This is a genomic window from Streptomyces sp. NPDC050388 (genome assembly GCF_040655635.1).
Classification (GTDB): Bacteria; Actinomycetota; Actinomycetes; order Streptomycetales; family Streptomycetaceae; genus Streptomyces.
In genome coordinates this window covers 63,267-83,739 of record NZ_JBFAKH010000016.1, presented here as the reverse complement: position 1 = coordinate 83,739, position 20,473 = coordinate 63,267, and the positions used below count along the sequence as shown (strand labels likewise).

The 20,473-nt window shown below is 73.9% G+C and carries 13 protein-coding genes; all 13 read right to left on the bottom strand.

Going from position 1 to position 20,473, the window contains the following annotated elements; translation table 11 throughout:
• Positions 1–46 precede the first annotated feature (46 nt).
• Entirely contained in the window at positions 47–1,402 is a 1,356-nt protein-coding gene (locus AB0I73_RS12055) for an amidohydrolase (RefSeq protein WP_363036332.1), read from the bottom strand.
• 61 nt (positions 1,403–1,463) lie between these two features.
• A complete protein-coding gene (locus tag AB0I73_RS12050) occupies positions 1,464–3,422 on the bottom strand; it encodes a TOMM precursor leader peptide-binding protein (protein WP_363036330.1) in 1,959 nt (652 codons plus the stop codon).
• Positions 3,419–4,174, bottom strand: coding sequence for an ABC transporter permease (locus AB0I73_RS12045; RefSeq protein WP_363036328.1), 756 nt, complete (start codon positions 4,172–4,174; stop codon positions 3,419–3,421). The genes AB0I73_RS12050 and AB0I73_RS12045 overlap by 4 nt, the downstream gene beginning before the upstream one ends.
• On the bottom strand, positions 4,171–5,142 hold the full coding sequence (locus tag AB0I73_RS12040) for an ABC transporter ATP-binding protein (protein ID WP_363036326.1): 972 nt from the start codon (positions 5,140–5,142) through the stop codon (positions 4,171–4,173). Before AB0I73_RS12040 ends, AB0I73_RS12045 begins: the two co-directional genes overlap by 4 nt.
• Before the next feature lie 46 nt (positions 5,143–5,188).
• Complete coding sequence (locus AB0I73_RS12035; RefSeq protein WP_363036324.1) at positions 5,189–6,379, bottom strand: peptidase M50; 1,191 nt, start codon at positions 6,377–6,379, stop codon at positions 5,189–5,191.
• Complete coding sequence (locus AB0I73_RS12030) at positions 6,376–7,509, bottom strand: lantibiotic dehydratase C-terminal domain-containing protein (RefSeq protein WP_363036322.1); 1,134 nt, start codon at positions 7,507–7,509, stop codon at positions 6,376–6,378. The genes AB0I73_RS12035 and AB0I73_RS12030 overlap by 4 nt, the downstream gene beginning before the upstream one ends.
• The gene (locus AB0I73_RS12025) at positions 7,497–10,379 is read right to left on the bottom strand and encodes a lantibiotic dehydratase (protein ID WP_363036320.1); all 2,883 of its coding nucleotides are present in this window, start codon (positions 10,377–10,379) and stop codon (positions 7,497–7,499) included. The genes AB0I73_RS12030 and AB0I73_RS12025 overlap by 13 nt, the downstream gene beginning before the upstream one ends.
• 19 nt (positions 10,380–10,398) lie before the next feature.
• Positions 10,399–12,051 (bottom strand): nitroreductase family protein, encoded by a 1,653-nt coding sequence (locus AB0I73_RS12020; protein ID WP_363036318.1) that lies wholly within the window; start codon positions 12,049–12,051, stop codon positions 10,399–10,401.
• A gap of 99 nt (positions 12,052–12,150) precedes the next feature.
• Positions 12,151–14,106 (bottom strand): TOMM precursor leader peptide-binding protein, encoded by a 1,956-nt coding sequence (locus tag AB0I73_RS12015; protein ID WP_363036316.1) that lies wholly within the window; start codon positions 14,104–14,106, stop codon positions 12,151–12,153.
• Positions 14,096–16,357, bottom strand: coding sequence for a TOMM precursor leader peptide-binding protein (locus AB0I73_RS12010; RefSeq protein ID WP_363036314.1), 2,262 nt, complete (start codon positions 16,355–16,357; stop codon positions 14,096–14,098). Before AB0I73_RS12010 ends, AB0I73_RS12015 begins: the two co-directional genes overlap by 11 nt.
• A gap of 142 nt (positions 16,358–16,499) precedes the next feature.
• The gene (locus AB0I73_RS12005; RefSeq protein ID WP_363036312.1) at positions 16,500–18,413 is read right to left on the bottom strand and encodes an AfsR/SARP family transcriptional regulator; all 1,914 of its coding nucleotides are present in this window, start codon (positions 18,411–18,413) and stop codon (positions 16,500–16,502) included.
• Between the two features lie 511 nt (positions 18,414–18,924).
• On the bottom strand, positions 18,925–19,095 hold the full coding sequence (locus AB0I73_RS12000) for a thiazolylpeptide-type bacteriocin (RefSeq protein ID WP_031128743.1): 171 nt from the start codon (positions 19,093–19,095) through the stop codon (positions 18,925–18,927).
• 176 nt (positions 19,096–19,271) lie between these two features.
• Positions 19,272–20,333 carry a substrate-binding domain-containing protein gene (locus tag AB0I73_RS11995; RefSeq protein ID WP_363036310.1) on the bottom strand — a complete coding sequence of 354 codons (1,062 nt, stop codon included), beginning with the start codon at positions 20,331–20,333 and terminating at the stop codon, positions 19,272–19,274.
• Between the last annotated feature and the right edge of the window lie 140 nt (positions 20,334–20,473).

The following is a 20,473-nucleotide window of genomic DNA, read 5'->3' as shown; positions in this document are numbered from 1 at the left end:
CACGACGGATCCACGGATCCGTGGCCGAGCGCGTGCGGTCGGGCCTTCACGCGGCGGCGAACCGGTCGAGTGCCGCGATGGTCAGCGCGGCGATCGCCGGGCGCAGGGCGCTGCCGATGTGCGGGGCGAAGTGCGGGGAGTGGTTCGGGGCCGGCGATGGTGCGGCGTCCGGTCCGTCGGACGTGGTCCCGTCGGACGTGGTCCGGCGCCATGTGTCCGGGTCTGCCACGCCCAGCATCCAGTAGACCAGCGGGATTCCGCGCTCCCCGTGGATCGCGGCTCCGGCGTCCCCGAACAAGGGGAAATCCTCGGTGGCCATCGATCCCGGCCAGGGCAGCACCCGTGCGGGCCCCAGGAGTCCCGTGTGGGCCCGCCGTATCGAGTCGGTGGTGTGGGGGTCGCACCACAGGGCCGCCGAGCGGGAGGCGACGGTCACCTCGGGTTCCCGGGGCGCGCCCGCCGCGGCGCTCTCGGCGCGCACGATGCGGCGCACCGCGGCCAGCGCCCGGTCCAGGGACGCATCGCCGGCCGCGCGGACCGCGACGCCGAGCACGGCGTGGTCCGGTATGACGTTGGCGGCCGTTCCGGCCCGCACGGTCCCCACGGTCAGCGTCACCTGGTCGGCGGGTGCGGTCTCGCGGGCGACGACGTTCTGGAGCCGGGTGACGACGGCTGCCGCGGTGACGACCGGATCCACCGCCAGGTGCGGGGTGGCGACGTGACCGCCGCGTCCGTGCAGCACCACGTCGAGCACCGCGCCGGCCGCCGCCATCGGCGCCCGGTCCGTCGCGTGCGCGACGGTGCCGGAGGGCATCGGCGCGGCATGCTGGGCGAGGACGGCATCAGGTCTGCCGAACCGTTCGTACAGGCCGTCGCGCAGCATGGCCCCGGCCCCGGCCAGCGTCTCCTCGGCCGGCTGCCCCACCACCAGCAGGGTGCCCCGCCACCGGTCGGACAGACGGGCGAGCAGGTCCGCGGCACCGGCCGCCGCGGCCAGGTGCAGGTCGTGGCCGCACGCGTGCATGGCGTCGTTGCGGCTGGCGTACGGCAGCCCGGACCGCTCGCGCATCGGGAGCGCGTCCAGCTCGGCCCGCAGCAAGACGCGGGGGCCGTCCCCGTTGCGGAGCACCCCGACGACGCCGTGGCCGCCCACCCCGTGGGTGAGCTCGCAGCCGGCCGCCGCGAGGCGCAAGCCGAAGCGGTCCGCGGTGCGGGCCTCCTCTCCGGACACCTCCGGGTGCGCGTGCAGGTCCAGGTAGTGCGTGAGGGCGGGCTTCAGCACCTCCCCGACGCGGGTGAGGAGGTGCTCGGCGCCCGGCGGCAGCGAGCCGGGTCCGGGTGCGGGCGGGGCCCCGGGGCCGGCCGGCGCCGGGACCGGGGCGTGGTGGGACGGTGAAGTCATGGACGTGCTCCGGAAAACGGCCGGGCCTCCGCCGCGGCGCGGGGAGGCCCGGGAGATGGGCTCAGGGGAAGGGGTGCGGGGCCCGGCGGATCTCCGCGTCGGTGAGGTCGCGGTCCCGGTGCCCGCCGCGACGCAGCGCGGTGCGCAGCCGGGGCATCAGCAGGGCCCGCTGCCGGTTCCAGCCGAAGTCGATCGGCAGCAGCCCCGGCACCACCGTGCTCACCGTCCGCAGCCCCATCCGTTCCTGCTCGGGCGAGGTCTGGTCGACGACGATGACGTCGTGGCCCGCCCGGACCAGTTCGTCCCGGACCACGGCGACGTCGTCGCGCAGGTCGCCGGTGCGGGGGCGGCCGTGGCTCTCCCAGTCCCGGTACACCTCGTCGAAGGGGCGGGCCTCGGACGGCTCCAGGTAGCTCCGCGCGTACGCGGCCATGCGGGGCAGTCCGTAGAGCTGGGGATGGTCCTTCAGGTGGCGCACCAGGAAGAAGTCGTCGGCCATGGCCTCCAGTTCGCCGTGGCGTTCGGCGGTCTGCCGGGCCAGGTGCGGGATGTAGCTCAGCACTTCGGACAGGGCCCCCTCGACCGCGGACCTCGGGTCCAGTGAGGCCGCGGCCGCGAAGGACAGGGTGCCCGGGCCCCCGTCCCGGCGGACGCCGACCACGGTGACGGCCGGGACCGCCAGGTCGATCCGGTTGTCGAAGGCGTGGACGTCGTAGCCCTGCAGGGCGGCCCGCTCGGCCATGGCGACCGCCGTGGGACTGCCGACCGTCTCCAGGTCGATGCGGGGCAGCCGGACCGCGCCGTACCAGCCGTTCAGGAAGGAGTCCCGCTCGACGAGTTCGAGCAGGCCGCCCAGGACGGCCTCCTCCAGGCACCCGCCGATGGCGCAGCCGTTGGAGCACTCGAAGACGAAGTTGTCGTCGGCCAGCGGGATGCTGTAGTAGACCAGCCGCGAGGGCACCAGGACGGCGCGCTCGTCCCGCAGCGACCAGCCCCACTCCCAGGGGATGGGCCGGCCCGGGTCGAAGGGCTCGACCGAGGGGTCGTCCCGGTAGGTCTCCGGGCTGTACAGGCCGCACACCGCCGGGTCGACCGCGTCGGACCCCAGTTCGTCGTACGAGCCGATCACCGGTGCCGAGCCGCCGCGCCGGTGGGTTCCCGCGTACCGTTCCAGACCCTCGAGGAACGCGAGCCGGCGGCTGGTGGCGAAGGAGTTCTCCTGCCCGCTCCAGGTGACGTCGTGGAGCCCCGCGTACCCCCGTACGAACGCGCTGCCGGCCACCGGGGCCGTGGTGGACGAGGTGACGTCCGTCCAGGTCCCGGCGCCCAGGGCGCCGCACACCGGGTTGGCCAGGGCGTCCGTGGGCAGCGGGTACGCGAAGGCCGAGCGCAGCCGGTAGGTGCCGGGATCCGGTTTGGGACGCGGAGCGGGGGCGAGTGGCTGGACCTCGTCCGCCGACTGGGGCCGGGCACGGGGGCCGCAGTCCGGGCACAGCGGGTCGGCGAGCAGCGGGTACGTCCTGACCAGCAGGTTCGTCAGGTCCAGCCGGGTCACCTGGGGCAGGGCGCGGTCCGCCGGGTGCTCGGCGGGAGGCGCCGGGCGCGGTCCGTGCAGCAGGGCCTCGCACAGCGCGGCCACGGTGTCGTGGACGTGACCGGTGAGCAGCGGCCAGGCGCCGGCCGGGCGGGGCCCGTCGGCGCCGCCGGTCTCCAGGGCGTTGCGCTCACTGCGGCTGCGCAGCCGCTGCCACCGCAGGGCGAGGCAGCGGCCGCAGGCGGGAGCCTCGCCGTCGCCTCCCCAGGGGCCGAGCAGGACCGCCGAGGCACTGACGTGGACCAGCGCCGTCGGACGCTGTGCGGCCCACGGGTCCCGGGCCCCGGCGTCCCCGCCGCCCGCGCCGACGGCACCGACCGGCACGACCCGGGGGGCGTCGGCGCCGAAGCGGCCGTCCAGGAAGGCCTGGAGGGTGCCCCGGGCCTCCTCCATCGGATGCGGGAGCGGGCGGGTCGCGGTGGTCATGAGGTCTTCGTCCAGCGGAAGGCGCGCGCCGCGATCGCCCCGAAGACGACGGCGAACGCGACGAGCCCGAGAGACCCCGTGCCGATGTCGGCGAGGTCGCCGCGGCCGATCAGGGCGGCCGACACCGCGTCGTTGAGATAGCGCAACGGCATGACCAGCGAGATCTTCTGCAGCCAGTCCGGCATGGCGTCCAGCGGGAAGAACGACCCGGACAGGAAGGCCATCGGCAGCATCAGGAAGTTGGCGATGCCGGCGACCGACTCCGGGGTGTCGGCGATGCTGCCGACGATCACCCCGAGCAGCAGGAAGGTGGTGATGCCGAGGACCATGACGGGGATCAGCAGGGGCCACCGGGAGGCGGGCACCAGGTCGAACCCGGGGAGCATCGCCACCCCGACGAACAGGACCGACTGGACGAGCCCCACGCCCAGGGCCAGGACGTAGCGGGACCCGATGACGGAGGACAGCGGGGCCGGCGACATGCGGATCATCCGCAGGATGTCGTCCGCGCGCCACTGCATCAGCGTGAACCCGATGCCGAAGACGGCGGCGTTGGCGACGCCCCAGGAGAGCACTCCGGAGGCGGTGTAGGAGAGGTAGGAGAAGCCGCTCTCCTCGACGGCCTGGCCCCGGAAGATGAGTCCGAAGACGACGAGGAAGATCAGCGGGAAGGCGAAGGTGAAGAAGACGGTCGTCTTGTCCCGGACCTGGGCGCGGTAGCCCGCCGCGGTCAGCGCGGTGTAGGCGCTCATACCTGGTGCTCCTGGTTGTTCGAGGCGAGGGGGGTCTGCGGGTCCTGCCGGGCGGTGATGTCGAGGTAGACGTCCTCGAGGCTGGGGGTGCGGGTCTGCACGCCGTCCAGACCGGTGACGGCGTCGAGGGCGGCGAGGACCTTGCCGGTGGCGCGGGTCTCCAGGACGAGGTGTCCGCCCTGCACGGTGACGGCGTCCACGCCGGGGAGGGACGCGGCCTTCCGCTCGTCGATCCGGCCGAGCGGCACCAGCATCCGGCTGGTGGCGCCGAAGGTTCCGATCAGGTGCTGCGGTTCGTCGGTGACGACGAGCCGGCCGGCCACCAGGATGCCGACGCGGTCGCAGAGCGCCTCCGCCTCGTCCAGGTGGTGGGTGGTGTACACGATGGTCCGGCCCTGCGCCTTGAGGCCCCGCAGGACTTCCCACAGGGCGCGCCGGCCCTCCGGGTCGAGCGCGGCGGTCGGCTCGTCCAGGAAGATCAGCTCGGGTCCGTGGACCAGCGCGGAGGCGATGGCGAGCCGCTGCCGCTGGCCGCCGGAGAGGTCGTCGACCCGGACGTGGTGCCGCCCGCCGAGGCCGACGGCGTCCAGGGTGGCGTCGACGGCGGCGCGCTCCGCGCCGAACAGGGCCGCCACCGTCCGCAGGTGCTCGTGGACGGTCTGCCGCACGAAGAACGCCGACGACTGGGTCTGCACGCCCATGCGCGGCAGCAGAGCGGTGTTGCGCGGCCAGGGCGACTCGCCGAACACCGTGACCGAGCCGGAGTCGGCCTTGCGCAGCCCTTCCATGATCTCCACCAGGGTGGACTTCCCGGCGCCGTTGGGACCGAGCAACCCGAAGAACTCGCCGCGCCGGACGTCCAGGGAGACCCCGTCGACGGCCCGACGGTCGCCGTAACTCTTGGTCACGTCACCGACCGAGACGGCCGGCCCGGCTCCGCGGTCTGCGGTGGGGGAGGGAGAGGTCATAGGGGTACCTCATTCATGAGTTGCGTGATCTTTCGGGGTGGGGACGTCATCGGAGCAGGAGGAGGACGAGGGCGGTGCCGGTTCCGGCCACCGCGAGCAGGACGAGGGCGGCGGCCGTGACGGCGTAGGAGGTGTAGAGACGGCGGGCGCGCCGCGGGTAGGCGGCGACGGCGTCCCGTCCGCGCCTGCGCAGGGTCAGGTAAGTCCCCGTCTCCGGGGCGAGGTTGGCGGCGCCCACGGTGTGGCCGAGCATGCGGTACCCGTCCAGCGGCGGCAGCGGGACCAGGTTGCTCAGGGCCTGCACCATGCCGACGAAGAGCATCCCGGTGAGCACCGGGCGGCCCGGGGCGGCCGGGTCCAGCAACGCCCACCACAGCGCGAAGGGCAGCAGGAGCAGCAGGTTGACGTACGCGCCCGCGGCGGCGACCACCAACTTCGCCCGCAGACCCGGCAGGAACAGGTAGTTGTCGACCGTGCAGTACATCATCATGGCCGGAAACCGCCAGCGCAGCCCGATCTCGGTGACCACACCGCCGTAGTGCCGGGCGGCGATCCCGTGCGCGAGTTCGTGCAGGCAGATGCTGAACCAGAGGAAGACCGCGAACGGGATCAGCACGAGCGGACGGGTCAGCAGCTCCCACGTCCCGTCGAGGGCGGCCACCGGATCCGCGAGCACGGCGACGATCAGCACCAGTACGGCGGCCACCAGCGGCAGTTGAGCCCAGGGGCGGAGCAGCGGGCGCAGCAGCCGGTGGAGGCGTCCGGTGGTCCGGTGCGCGTCGGCGACGGTCCGCCGGTTGCCCTTCCAGAAGGTGCCGGTGCGGGCCGGTGGCGGCTCGGGCGGCGCGGGGTCCGGGGACCCGGCGAGCAGTCCGCGGGTGCCGAGCAGGCCGAGCAGCCGGGTCCACTGCTCCTCGGGGAGCCGGAGGCGGAACCGGGCCGCGTACTCGGCCACGACGTCGTCGACGTTGCGGGTTCCGTCGAGCCGGCTGATGACGAAGTGCTCCTTGGGGCCCACCTCGAACGCGGCACCGCTGACCGGGTGCTTGATGAGGTGGACGGTACGCGGACCGCGCAGCAGGGGCGGACCGATCAGCACGCCCGGACGCAGCGCGGGGCGGTACGCGCGGGCGGCGGAGGCGCGGTCCGCGGCCACGTGGCCGGCGGTGGCGCGGTCGCCGACGGCGGAGTGGCCGGTGGGTGACTGGCCGGCGGGCGACTGGTCGGTGGCGCTCATGAGGCGTCCTGCCGTCCGTCGGCCGGCTCGCGCAGCACCCGGCCCAGGATGAAGGCCAGGTACGCCTCGTCCCGGATCGTCACATGCAGCCGGTTGTTGGTCATGTGCATGTACGGGGACAGCAGGCGGGGCAGCACCGCGGGCGCGTGGGTGACGGTCACCAGAGGAGCCGCGTCGGGGTCCTCGGCGCGCTCCTGGCCGGTGTCCTCGCGGGCCGGGCCGTCCCAGGCCGGGAAGGCCAGTTCGCCGCGCTCGGTGAGGTCCACCACCCGTCGGCGCAGCTCCAGGCAGTGTTCGGCCCAGCGCCGCAGGAACGCCGGCAGCCGGGACAGGTCGCCGCTCGCCACGGCCTGCCTGATCTGTGCGAACCGGGCGCCGAGGGAGGGCGCCATGCGCTCGTAGGTGCGCTCGTACTCGGTGGACCCGATGAAGTTGGTGCCGGGGAACAGCCGGTGCCAGAAGGCGTAGTAGGAGTCGAGGTAGTCCGCGAGCCGTTCCTCCTCGGGCAGGAAGCAGCTTGCCATCACCATCATCAGCTGGGCGGAGGTACCGAGCAGCACCGTCCGCAGGTGCAGGTTCATGCTCCGGTACGCCTCCAGGACCAGGTCGCTGGAGTGGCGGAAGTGCCATTCGGCGAGGTCCACCCCGGCCGGTCCGCCGTACTTGGCGTACTCGGGGGCGTAGACCTCGTAGGAGAAGGAGTTGTTCGGTCTGAGGTTCATCAGGCCGTCCGGGCCCATGTACTTGGCCCGGTCCTCGCCGGGGAACTCGATGTCGAAGAGGGAGTTGTAGAAGTCCTTGAGGAAGCCGGAGTCGACCTCGTAGAGGGCGGGGCGGGCCTTCAGGAAGTCGTTGACCGCCTCCTCGGTGCGGCGGCGCACCTCGGCCTCGGCGTCGGGGCCGCTCGGGCGCAGGCGCAGCCTGATGTGCGGCCCCTCCAACCAGTAGTTGATGAAGAAGTAGCCGGACAGCAGCCCGTCCTCGGTGAGCCGGTCGACCAGCGGGCGGACGCATTTCACCAGCAGCGGCTGGGGGTTGGCGGCGTAGAAGACGTGCAGCGCGAGCCAGGGCGAGGGACCGGTGCCCTCGGGGTCCGGCCGGAAGGCCGCGGGTTCGGTCAGTTCGGGCATGACGGGGCGGCCTCCGGTTCGGACTGCGGCAGTCGGCGAGTGGTGAAGGTCTCCACGGCGAGCTCGGCCACGTGCCGGCCGCGGTGGGAGGTGAGGTGGAGCCCGTCCTCGGCGGGGAGCATCTCCCGGAAGGTCACCCGGGTGCCCGGCTTGCGCTCCACCAGGGCGTCGAACGCGGACAGGGAGAGCGGGCTGTCGAAGTCGACGTGGACGGGCTTGGCCCCGATCGGTCCCTGGTCGGGGTGGGAGGCCGTGGCGAAGCAGCGGTCGGGCAGGCCGTGGACGCGCTGCCAGCGACGGTACTCCAGGTAGTGCTCCTCCTCCCCGGCTCCGGGACGGCGGGCCGGCAGGCCCTGAGCGTCCGCGGTCCAGCTGCGTCGGCTGACCACCACGTTCCCGTGCCGGACCCGGGGCCTGCGGGTGACCCCGGTCTCGGCCTCGCCCTCGGGCACCCCCGCCCACACGTCGAAGGGGGCCATGGTGCTGGGGGAGAGGAGCAGCAGGGTGCGCGGGATCTCGGGGAGCGCGATCGGCACGAGGTATCCGAGATAGACCGGCACGACCTCACGGTCGAGGCGGCGGGAGCGCAGGACCAGGCGGCCGGCCTGCTCGTCGTGCTCGATGGAGAGGTCGTCGAGATGGATCCGGGCGTCCTCGGGCACCGTGCTGGTCTCGCCCGGGCAGACGATCTGGTGGTCGGTCAGACGGCCGTGCAGGTTCAGGTTGCTGCTGACCGGTCCTCCGGTGACCTCCGCGAACACGGTGCCCTCAGGCCGGCGGGCCGCCATCTCCTCGCGCAGGGTGTCGGAGAAGCCGGGCGCCGCCGGGGCGGTGTCCGCTCCGGCGCCGTCGTAGAGGTGGGTGAACCGGCTGAAGGGGAAGGCCAGTCCGCCGTAGGACTTGTTGAGGACGACCAGCGGCCGGCCGCCGGGCGGACAGGACAGCTGGATGTGATGGCTCTGAGGTGTGAAGTCGCCGGTGAGCGGCGCGAGTTCAGCTGCGGTCTCGGAGAGCAGCCGGTCCGGCAGTTCGATCTCCTCGACGTCAGCGTCGGCCACCGTGCCGTGCCGCCGCCACAGGTCTTTCATGCCCTCGTGGAAGTGGCGGCGGGCCCGGTCCAGGGCCTTCATCTCGCTCTGCCCGAGCCAGTTCTCCTCGGGCAGGTAGGTGCCGTTCTCGTCGTAGGAGGCGCGTTTGGAGGTGAAGGAGACGTACTGGTCGAAGAAGTCCTCGTGGAAGTCGTGGACCAGGCCGAGCAGGTCGTCGCAGCGGCCGCCGCGGCCGTAGCGGGCGGTGAAGAAACCCAGCAGCGTGATGCGTTGGGGCAGGGTCAGGTCGAAGAGGGGCAGGATGCCCTCGACGGCCCGCAGGGCCCGGCCGGTCTCCCCGCCCAGTACGGCGGGCCCGCAGGTCAGGTCGTCGCCGGTGTCGACGTCCTCGTACACCAGGGTCTGCGGAAGGGCCGGCTCGGCCGCCCCCAGTTCCCGCTGCGCGTCGAGCAGTTGACCGCGCAGGGTGCTCAGCAGCGTGCGGCGTTCCCCGACGTCGGCCCCGGGGTAGCGGGCGAGGCAGTCGGCCGGGCCGTCCAGCAGACGGGCCAGCCGGTCGGCCCAGGGCGCCCCGAGGGAACGCAGGGCGTCCTGGTAGGAGCGGAGCGGGTCCTGACTGTGCACGTCCGCGCGGAGCACCGGCACCTGCACCATTCCGAGGTCCAGGAGGGCCGACGCGTACCGTTCGCACTCCTCGCGTCCGGCGTCGTGCTCGGTCTCCAGCCAGGCCACCAGGTCCCGGTGGCGCACCGGCGCGTCCTGGGCGCCGAGCCATTCCAGGAGCCGTTCCAGGGTGCCGCTGCTGCGCAGGTAGAACAGTCGGTCGCGGACCGCGTCGAAGGTGACGGCGGCGCTGTCGTCGCCCGCGGTCATCACGTGGCGTACGTAGCGGATGCGGTCGGCGTCGCGTCCCCAGCCCGGGGAGAGGACCACCGGCAGGTCCTGACGGCGGCCGGGGTCGGCCGTGATCAGTTCGGTCAGCCGGGCCAGCGCCACCACGTTGAGCCGTACGTGGCTCACCCAGTCCTCGCCGGTGCGCAGTGCGGTCCCGCCGTCCGACGGGTCGCCCGCGAAGGTGCCGGGGCCGATACCGGTGAAGGTGCTGAAGGGGCTGGTCTTGCAGGCCGTGCGGTACAGGTAGGTCAGTGCGGAACGCTCGATCTTGCGCAGCCGGTTGCCCGGGCGCGGGCCGGTGTCGCGCAGGTAGGCGTCCAGCCGGCCGTCGAGGGCGGGCGAGGCGAGCAGCAGGCCGAGGCGCAGCCGGTCGTCGGTCAGTACGTCGCGCAGCACACGCCGGTTCTCCCGGAGTTCACCGGCGAGCAGGTCCGCTCCGGTGGCCCGCAGTTCCTCGAGGCGGGCCCGGTCGTGCAGCCACTGGGCGGTGCGCCGACCGGTCTCGGGATCCTGCTCCGTCACCAGCTGTACGGCGGCCTCGGTGTCGGCGGGCAGCCGGTTGTTGAAGACCTGCCGGCGCAGGTTGATCAGGCCGCGGCGCACGGCGGCGTCGCCCGGGTCCTCCTCGGGGCCGGTGGTCGACTTGACCAGGGTGTGCAGCAGGTCGCTGAGGGCCGCCCCGGCGGCGGTCAGGCGTTCCTCCTCGGCCAGCACGGCGTCGGCCCAGCGGCGGGTGGCGGGGCACCGCAGGCCGTGCACCGTCTCGATGGGCAGGCCGGCCGCGCGGAGCATGAAGCGTCGGCCGAGCTCCCAGCGGGTGCCGGGCTCCGTGGCGGCGCCCGGTCCGGTGTCCGTGGGGGTGGCCGCGTCGGTGTCCGTGGGGGCGCCTGCCGCTGTGGCCGCGGCGCCGGACTCTGTGGGTGTCATGGGGAATCCTCTACGGCCGTCAGGCGATCTCGTGGCGGAAGTCGGCGGGCCCGGGCCGTTCGTGACCGAGGGCCATGATGAGCAGCGGGGCCTCGTCGCCGTCCGCCAGCCCGAGCCGCTCGACGAACGAGACGTTGTCGAAGCCCAGCGCCACGCCGGCGCCCAGGCCCAGGGCGGAGGCCGCGACGTAGAAGCTCTGCGCGACGGCTCCGGCGGTGCCGACGGCGAGCCGGTAGCCGCGGTCGCCGAGGGCGTCCAGGACCGCGGTGGTGCGCACGGTGGGCACCAGGACCGCACCGGCCTGCTCCAGGTTGTAGTTGGCCAGGAAGTAGTTCTCCTGGAGGAAGGAACCCTGGGGGCCCGGGGCGACCGGGCGCAGCTCGTCACGGTCGGGGTCGTACGCGTACGCACCCTGTTCCACGCCTTCCACGTGGTTGACGAAGGCGTACAGCTTGGCGAGCCGGATCTCGCCGGACGGATCGGTGTCGCCGGCCAGCCGGGTCCCGGCGCAGGCGGCGAGCACCGCCGACAGGTCCCCGGTGCCGACCGGACGGCGGGCGTCGAACCTGCCGAAGCTGGAGCGGCGGTCGCGCAGGGCGCGGCGGACGCCGGTGTCCGGGAAGGCAGGATCGGGCAGAGCCACGGGGACGCCCACGGCGTCGGCGTCCGTGCCGGCGGCGGGGAGGGCCGCGGCGGCGGCCAGCGCCCCGGGGGCGGGCCGGTCGGCGGCGCCCTCCAGGGTGGCCGTGTGCATCTCGCGCAGTGCGGTGAAGTCCAGCAGGGTGCACGAGCGTTCGACGTCCCGGTGCCGGGCGGCCGGCCGGTGGCGCGGGTCCGTGCGGGGGGCGCCCGGGCGGGCGGCGGCGTCCGGGCGGGGTGCCGGTCCCTCCCAGTGCAGCGGCACGACGGCGAACACCGTCTCCTCCTCGCCCGCCGTCCCGAGGAGTTCGTTCAGCCGGGGTTCGTCGAACCACAGCACGGGGGCGATCCGCAGGCCCCGGGCGGCGGCCCAGATCCGCCAGGTCTGCACGAGGGTGCCGATGTCGGTGCTGACCACGTGGAACGAGAAGCTGTTGTACTTGAAGGAGTTCTGCCAGTACTTGACGCCGAGCAGCAGGTACTGGTCGGTCTCGAGGGCCTCGGCGGGCGCGTCCGCGCCGAGCGCGCCCCGGACCCTGTCCGTGACGTCGCCGGCCAGCAGCCGCTGCAGGGCGTGCCGGTGGATGTCGTAGTAGTGCAGGCCCGGGGTGAGGGGGCCGGAGGGGCCGGACGCCCAGTGGATGCTCACCGGGTAGAGCCCGCCGCCGCCCGCGGTGCCGCGCGACCAGTTCGCGTGGGTGTAGTACGGCAGTCCGGGCAGGTCGGTGTTGGCCTGGATGCCGAGGCGGCGCCCGGTCAGCCCGTAGGAGTCCCGGAGCATCGCCGACAGCAGCGGGAGGCCGAACCCGGGCGAGCCGTCGGCGTCCTGGACCCGGGCGGTGCCGGGCAGCAGCCCCGGAGCGACCGGGACGTCGGCGAGGTCCTCGGTGCCGGGCAGGGCGAACGCCTCGGCGTTCGGGTAGTACTTTCCCTTGCGCGGGCCGTCGTCCCAGTTCACGACATGGTCGGTGGGCTCCATCGGGACGCGGCCGCGGTGCAGGATGGCGTGCGCGTACTCATGGGCGTACCCCATGGGATCCCCCTTTCCTCGGTTCCGTGGTGCTCTCGGTGCTCTCGGTGTGTTCTGTGTGCTTGCTTCTCCGGCGCACGCGCGCCGGGGGCGGGCGGCCGGTCATGGGAACGGGTGCGGGCCGGGATTGAGGTCGGCCTCGGTCAGGTCGTCGGGCCGCAGGCCCGCCTCGCGCAGTGCCGTGCGCATCCGGGGCATGTGCCGGGCGCGCTGCCGGGTCCAGCCGAAATCGAGCGGGAGCAGGCCGGGCACCAGCACCTTCACGGTGTGCAGACCGAGAACGCGCTGCTCGGGCGCGGTCTGGTCGACGACGACCACGTCGAATCCGGCGGACGTCACGGCGTCCACCGCCGCGAGCAGATCGTCACGTACGTCCGGACCCGAGCCGTCCGCGCGGGCCCAGCGCAGGTCGGCCACGCTCGACAGCTCGGGGGGCGAGGAACGGCGGAGCAGGAAGTCGGCGTGGCGGCCCATCTCCGGTACCGCGTAGACCAGCGGATGGTCGTGCAGGCTGGTGATCTTCTCGTGGTCCTCGGCCATGGCGCGGTACCCGGCCTCGTCGCGCCGGAACCGCTGGAGGAGCTGCACCGAGTCGGTGGCGATCTCGCACAGGGCCGCGGCGAGTGCGGCCTCGGGGTCGAGGGCGGCTCCGGCCCCGAAGCACATCCGGGCGGGACCGCCGTCGAACCGCTCGGCGACCCCGGTGACCACGGGGACCGGGAAGGTGATCCGGGTGTCGAAGAACCTGGCCCGGTACCCGTACATGGCCATGCGGTCCACCATGACCCGGGTGTGCGGGTCGGTGCTGGTCGCCGGGTCGATCTCGGGGAGCGGCTGCATGCCGTGCCAGGCGAGCAGGAAGGCGTCCCGTTCCAGGACCTCCATCAGGCCGCTGAGCACGGCCTCCTCCAGACTGCCCCCGGAGGCGCAGCCGTTGGAGCTCTCCTGGACGAACCGGTGCTCGATCCCGGGCTTGTGGTAGTAGGCGAGGATCTCCGGGACGGGGCGGGGGCGCGCGTCCCGCAGCGACCAGCCCCACACCCAGGGAACCGGACGGTCCGGGGTGAAGGGCGGAACCCAGGGGTTCGCCCGGTGGAAGTCGTCCGTGTACAGGCCGGTCTCGCGCGGGTCGACGGCGGCCGGCCCGAGATCGTCCAGGGCGGCGGTCAGGGTGAGGGCACGGCCCCGGGCGCGCATCCCGGCGTAGCGCTCCAGACCCTCCAGCACGCCGATGCGGGTGCTGGCGTGGTAGGTGTCGGCGTGACCGCCCCAGAACGTCTCCCGCAGGTAGTCGCCGGAGCGGCTGGAGAAGCAGCCCACGGTGGCGGAGGTGGTCGGCGAGGTGACGTCGCACACCACCGACGGTCCGACGGCGCCCCAGTGGGGGTTGGCGAACGCGTCCACCTGGAGGCCGTACGCGTCCACCGGCCGGACCCGGCTGACGCCCGGCCGGTACTTGAGCGCCGGCCGCAGGGTGAGGGCGGCGGACTCGGCGGTCACCGGCTCCGGTGTGCCGCAGCCGGGGCAGTCCGGTTCGGGCACCAGCGGGTGGTGACGGACCGTCAGGTGCTCCAGGTCCACCAGCCACACGTCGGGGAACGGCAGCCCGTCGTCGAGGGGAGCGGTGCCGAGCCGGGCGATCAGTGCGGCGACGGTCTGCGCGGCGAACGGCACCGAGTAGGGCCACGGCCCCACCTCCCGGGTGCCGCCGCGCAGTTCGAGGCCCCCCCGCAGACCGACCGAGCGCACTCCCTGCCAACGGCGCCGCAGACACGCGCCGCAGCCGGCCCTTCCCTCCACGGGCCAAGGGCCGACCAGCACATGCCGGCCGTACAGGTGCACGGGGAGCGCGGAGCGCGGCGCCCCGCCGGTGGGGTCGGGGGCGGTGAAGGCGTCCCGTACCCCGAGGGCGAGGACCGCGACATCGGGCACCGGGCGGCCCGGCTCGAACGGCAACTCCGCCAGAGCACGGCGGAGTTCCTCCGCGAAGAGACGGCACGCCCGGTGCCGCGGCTCCTCGGCCCCGCCGACGGTGGCCCGGGCGAGGTCAGCGGTCATCGTCGGCCGCCTCGGTGAGCAGGACCCGGACGGTGTGGATCCCGGCGGCGGGCAGGTCGGCCGCGTGCGTGGGCACGACGAGGGCGTCACGCCCGGCGCCGTCCAGCCGCTCCAGGACCTCCGTCCAGGTCACCGGGGCCGGGCCGGCGTCCGGCCCGGCCGCGCCGTCCTCGGCCGTGACCGGTATCAGGGCCGCGTCGAGGTCGGCCAGCAGCGGATCGCCGGTGTCGGGCGCGCCCAGCACTCCCTCCGCGGCGAGCTGGACGGTGCCGAGCAGGTCGCGCAGCGCGTCGGTGGCCGCGGCCGTCCGGTCCAGGGCGGCGCCGGTGGCCCAGTGGCCCGGCCCGCCCCCCTCCGTCGGCCGGCTCCTGGCCAGCACGACGGACACCCCGGTGCGGTCCGCCTCCCCGAGGTCGAGGAGTTCGACGTCCAGCCCCAGATGCCCGGCGGAACGCAGCAGGAAGGTCGCCTCCACGTCGTCGGCGAACACGGCCCGGGGGATCACCGCGGTCCGCCCGGCCCCGCGCACGGAGCGCCGCAGCGCGTCGTGGGCGAGCGCGGACAGCAGGCCGGCCGCCGCGGCCTCCGGCAGGCCGTCGCCCGCGCCGGCCCCGGCGCGGGACGGCTCGAACCGGCGGTCCTGGTTGTCCGGCCCGAAGGGCCGCACCGCGCCGGTCGGCACCAGCGTCCGTTCCTTGGTCAGCAGCGACATGGCCGGGGTCCAGGAGGCGACCGGATCACCCCCGGCGCCGGTGGCCGTGGTCAGCGCGTCCGGGTCCACCTTCGGCAGCGCGTCGGCGCCGGAGGTGTCGTCCGGGGCGGGGGAGCCGGGCACCACGTGCTCGGCGTAGACCTCGGCGGCGGTGTTGAGGGCCCGCAGGCGGGCGCCCGCGGTGTGCTGGACGTCGAACGCGACGACGGTCCGGGTCCCGGCGGCGCCCAGACCGACCTCCACGGCGCCGACCTTCAGCGGGGTCTGGGTGACCGGCTCGTCCGCGTACCGGGTGAAGACCCCGACGGACGGCCGGAGCGCGAGCGAGCGGCGGTCGAGCTCGGCGAGCGGCCCCTCGGTCGCGTCGTCGTCCGGAGCGGCGGCGACGACCGGCTCGAAGGCGGGCCGTCCGGGGGCCGCGGTCAGGTCGACGGGCTCGGGAGCGCCGGGTCGGGTCCGGCAGAACGGGCACCGCGGATGGGGCAGCAGCCGCTCCGCCAGGACATCGAACGAGGCCATGTCCTGGAGCAGCACCTGGCCCCGGGTCTCGGCCGGCAGTGCCTTGGTGACCAGTCGGAACACCTCGTAGCCGAGCAGGTTGCCGAGCATCGCGGCGAGCGGGCCGCGCGGCCCGGGGCCGGGGTCACCACCCAGGGCCAGACCGCTCCAGAGGTCGGCCGCGACCGCCGCGTCCCCCGTCGCGCCGAGGCGCAGCGCCGCGCAGGCCAGGCAGCCCTCGGAGTCCGGGCCGCTGACCGGTCCGACCACCGCCCGGTCGCCGAAGGTCCAGGCGGGAAGCAGGAAGCGGCCGTCCGGAACGCCGCGGCCCAGCAGGGTGATCGCGGTCCGGAACGCGTCGCGGCCGCAGGCGGCGACGACCACGTCGTACCCCTCGTACGCCGTCCAGTCGCCCGCCGAGCCGGCCCCGGCGTCGGGCAGGACCGTCACCTCGGCCGGGCTGCCCTGCGTGGTGAACTCCGCCGCCTCGGCCCGCAGCTCGCCGAACTCGGCGGTGGTGGCGGGGCCTTCGGCCAGTGCGGCCTCCACGGCGACGGAGGCGCAGCCGTTGCGGATCAGGGAGAGCGCGCACCAGCGGGCGACCGGACCGTCGCCGAGCACGGCGACGCGGGTGCCGCGGAACGCGGCGAACCTGCTCTCGGCGTCGTCGGCGTAGTGGTCGATGTAGGCGATCTGCGGAGCGAAGCGCGCGGCGACCGCCGACTGCACGGGTGCGCCCGGTCCCGGTTCACCGGGGGCCGGCACGGGCCGGGCGAACCCGCGGGCGTAGAGCGCCTTGACCAGTCCGCCCACCATCGCCTTCTGCTGGTTTTTGAAGCCCGCGCAGATCTCCGCCACGGTCCGGCTCCCGTCCAGGTGCGGGACGAGGAGGGTGGCGAACCGGTAGGCGGACGGGGAGCTGAGCTGGAAACCACCGTCGGCGTTGTGGAAGATCACGCCGGTGGGCGTCTCGGTGAACAGCACGTCGCGGCGCACCCTGGGGCGGGTGTCCGAGGTCTCCTCGTACGGGGTCGTGGGCATACGGGGGTCGCACCTCCGGGTCGGGCCTGACGGCCACTCGGGTCTGAAAGGTGGGGAAGGAGGGGAAAAGCGGGGAAGGGCAGGATGTTCAGGTGCCCGGCGCGTCGGTCCGGGCCGCGTTCCGGGCCGCGGCCCCGGTCCGTCAGGTGGCCCCGGACGGAAGGGCGCGCCGGGCCGTGGCGATGACGGCCTGCGGGATGTCGCCGGTCCGGGCGGCCCTGTGCAGTGCGTGGGCGCGGAACAGGGTGTTCATGCGGAGCGTCCCGGGTTGTTCCTCGTCGAGGAGCCCGGTGTCGAGCAGCCGCTCGAGCAGCTCCTCGGCGTGTGTCTCGGGGACGGAGAGGGCACGGGCCGCGGCCGGTACGGTGATCTGCCCGTCCAGCCGTGCCAGGCGCAGGTGCGCGTCGGACACCGGGGCGGGCAGCCGGTCCAGGGCACCGTCGAGGGTCAGGGGCACGGACATCCGGGCGTCGTCGGGCAGTGCCAGCCGGGCGGGCAGGTCCCGCCGCAACCATGCGGCGTGGTCCGCCAGGCGCAGCTTCGGCCGGGTCAGCAGCCGGGCCGCGACGATCCGCAGGGCCAGCGGGACATGCCCGCACGTCTCCGTGAGGGCGTGTGCGGCCGTGGACTCGGCCGCCACCCGCTCATGACCGAGGACGGCGACGAGGAGCGCGTGGGACTCCTGCGGCGGCAGGGCGCCCAGTTGCAGCACCGCCGGGCCGTGCGTGGCGACCAGGGCGGCCAGTCGCATGCGGCTGGTGACGACGAAGGCGCCGCGGCCCGTCATACCGATCAGCCCGCGGACCTGGTCGGGGTGCACGACATCGTCGAGTATCACCAGGCATGATCCGGGGGGAGCGCCGGAGGGGAGCGCGGAGCGCAGTTCGGCGGCCGCCTCGTCGGCGGACCGCGGCGTGCCGTCGGGCCTGGTCAGCGGCAGCAGTACGCCGCCCGCGGGGTACCGGTCCGCCACCAACTGCGCGGTGTGCAGGGCCAGCGCGGTCTTGCCCATTCCCGGCCCTCCGGAGATCACCGCGATCACCGGGCCGGCGTCCGTCCGCCCGTCCCTCCGGCCCCCACCGCTCAGGTGGCTCACCAGATCGGCGGTCTCACGGATGCGGCCGGTGAAGCCGGGGACATGGGGCAGCCTGGGTCCCGGCGGATGTGCCGGCCCTGAGGGCGGGCGGCCGTCGCCGGGGACGACGGACCCGCCGGAGGGGACGCTCTTCCCTCGGATGGCAAGGGCGTCGGGCAGGGTGTCGGCCACCGCGGGCGCCACGTGCGGGGCGAGGGTGAGTGGTGCGGCCTCCATGGCCGGGCCACGGGGTTCGTCGCCCCGCAGGATGGCCAGTTCCAGACCCTGCAGTTCCGCGCCGGGATCGACGCCGAGTTCCTCCCGGAGGTGTGTCCTGATCCTCCGGTACTCGGCCAACGCCTCGATCTGCCGTCCCGCCCGGTACAGCGCCCGCATCAACTGGGCGGCGAGACCTTCGTGCTGGGGGTGGGTGCGGGTGGCCTCCCAGAGGTCCACCAGGACCTCGCGGTACTGCCCCCGGGTCAGCTGGATCTCGCAGACGCGTTCCAGGACGCGCAGGCGCTCCTCGACCAGTCGGGGCACCTCGTCGCGGTGCAGCAGTTCGGAGGGGACATTGGCGAGAAGCGGTCCGTGCCACAGGCCGAGTGCCGTGCGCAGCAAGGGGAGTTCGGACTCGCCCGCCCCGGCCGCGTCGGCCACCAGGCCACGGAAGTGCAGCAGGTCCAGGGTGTCGCCGTCGGCCGGGAGACGGTAGCCCCCGGCGACCGCGACCACCGACTGTTCCTCTATGTCGTACTTCGCGAAGAGGCGGCGCAACCGCAGGACGCAACTCTGCAGGGCCGCCTTCGCCGTCGCCGGCTGCTCGTCGCCCCAGACGGCCTGCCGGAGACGCTGCGTGGGGACCACCTCGCCGGGGCGGATCAGCAGCGCCGCCAGCAGTGACGTCGGTTTGGCCGGCGGGAGGACGGCCACATCGCAACCGTCGGTGATGCTGAGCGGGCCGAGCAGCTGAAAACGCACGAGTATTCCCCCGTTGACCTTCGAAGATCCGTCGAACCGGCTCGTCATGGTCCGCTTCGGGAAGCGGTGTCCTGACGCCGTGTCCGCCCCTGGTCGGGAGGGCGGCTGGTACAGGACCTCTGCCCGCACTCTGACGAGGGCGGGCAGAGCACATGTGAAACCGGTGTGCACGACATCAATCGGCCTTGTGGCAGTGGTGAGTGTCTACTGGCGTAGACCGGCGGTCAAGAGGAGGGCGTGAAGGGCCTCAGAGGCGGACTGCTGTCACTGAGGTGCAGTCAAATGTCGTTAAGAACAGTCTTGTTGCTGGTGAATGACCCTGTCGGTGCCGGCCCGGGACGGACACGCCCGGCAAAGCAAGCATGTGGCTGGAGGGGTTTACCCGCACGAGGTTTGCGGCGGCCCCCATCGTCCCGGCCGCGCGGCCGGGACGGGCATGACGAAAGCCCGGCCGGAGCCCGCCCCTTGAGGGGAGGGACGCCGACCGGGCGTCTGCTTCACCGGACGTGTGTCAGGCGGAGCAGGAGGTGGTGCTGCAGGTGGAGCTGGAGGTCGAGGTGGAGCTGGTGCTGGTGCAGCCGGCCAGCACGACCTCGCTGGCGTCCGAGTAGTCGGAGATCTCGAAGGTCTCGGCCTCGAGCTCGAGGATCTCGTCCGCGAGGGTGCTCAGGTCCTTGTTCATGGTGACTCCCGGTGGGTCAGGGGGACCGCCGTGGCCGGCTGCCTCCGCCGTGTGGGTACGGAACCATTCCAGCGGTCCCCGCTCACCGTTCGGCACGTCTTCCGCTGGCATCCCGCTGGCATCCCGCTGTCACGCACCGCCGGCGGACGACACGGGTGGTCCCCTCCCTTCCGGCCCTACGCCGGGGGCACGACGCCGAGGGTCGAGGCGCGGGCCACGAGGGTGGGGCGCAGGCGCCGGGAGCGGCCGGGCTTGCCCTCGAGCATGTTCACCAGCGTCGTCGCCGCCAGTTCGCCCATCCGGTACATCGGGGAGCGCACGGAGGTCAGGGGCACCGGGAGGGCCGCCGCCAGCGCGACGTCGTTGTAGCCCACGACCGCGACGTCCCTGCCGACCGTCAGGCCGGCGTCCCGGACCGCCGCCATCACGCCGATCGCCGCGAAGTCGTTGACCGCGAAGACCGCGGTGGGCATCGGCCGCAGGCTCAGCAGGTGCTCGGCGGCGGCCCGGCCACCGGGCACGTCGAAGCGGGACTGGGCGACGTGGCTCTCCGGTATCGGCAGGCCCGCCTCGGCGAAGGCGTCGAGGAAACCCCGGGTGCGCTCGACCCCGGTGCTGGCGTAGGGCTCTCCGGCCACCACTGCGGCCCGCCGGTGACCGAGGTCGAGCAGGTGTTCGCCGGCCAGCCGCCCGCCGCGGACGTCGTCGGTGGTCACCGACACCCTGCCCGGCAGCCGGCGGGAGACCAGCACCAGGGGAATGCGCCGGCCGGCCAGCTCGGCCACGAGGTCGGAGTCGGAGTGGGCGTCGCCGAGCACCAGGCCGTCGACGCGCCGGGCGAGCAGTGCGTCGACCCGGCGTCGTTGCATCTCGCAGTCGTCACCGGTGTTGGCCACCACGGTGTGGTAGCCGGCGGTGGCCGCGGCCGCGTCGATTCCCTCGTAGACGGTGGCCAGCACGATGTCGGTCAACCGGGGCACGAGCACCCCCAGCATCCGGGAGCGGCCGGTGCGCAGCGCGGCTCCGGCGGGGTCCCGCTGGTAGCCGAGTTCCTCGGCGAGCGCCCGGATCTGCGTGGCGGTCCCGGTGGCCACCCCGCCCCGCACGCTGTCGTCCTGGCTCAGCGCCCGTGACACCGTGGAGACGTGGACGCCCGCCTGCCGGGCTATCTCGGCGAGGGTGACCGGGGCACGACCGGTCTGTGCACCGGCCCCCGCCCGTGCTCCATGTCGCTCCACTCCCGCTGCCCCTCTTCTCGACATCCTGCTCGAATTCCGTCCGGACGCCCTCGGGTCCTGTTGAGCCCTGTGCGAATCCGCTCGGTGCGGACGGCTGTTCGCCGTCCTGGCGCCCCTGAGCCTCGCACATCCCCGAACGC